Genomic DNA, 319 nt, shown 5'->3' with positions numbered 1-319 from the left:
ACAAGTATTTTCCAAAAAAAATTAAATCTTTTTATTTTCTTTCAAATACTTCACTATTGCATCCTCAACAAATTGGGATGTATTTTCTTCTTGATTAACTAAATCAACATATTTTTTCTTAATAGCAACATTCAATCTAGTCTTTTTTTCATCTGGATCAATACGCTTTCTACCCATTTATTACACCTCTACAAAATTTTACCTATACATCCTACATTTTATACATTAAAATTTTAACACTAACTGTAAATAAAAAAAGGAAACTGACTTAATACAACAGCCAGCTCCCTTACTTTTTTTCTAATACTCTTTTTTCTTT

Annotated in this window: 1 protein-coding gene; it reads right to left on the bottom strand. The window is 25.7% G+C overall.

From position 1 onward, the window contains the following. Positions 1-21: 21 nt before the first annotated feature. Positions 22-177, bottom strand: a complete 156-nt coding sequence (locus FE392_RS20995; protein WP_021729289.1) for a hypothetical protein — start codon at positions 175-177, stop codon at positions 22-24. Positions 178-319 lie beyond the last annotated feature (142 nt).

Origin of the sequence: Xenorhabdus santafensis (assembly GCF_033949405.1) — a bacterium.
GTDB lineage: Bacteria > Pseudomonadota > Gammaproteobacteria > Enterobacterales > Enterobacteriaceae > Xenorhabdus > Xenorhabdus santafensis.
The sequence above is the reverse complement of the archived record's forward strand: the minus strand, read 5'-3'. Positions and strand labels throughout refer to the sequence as shown.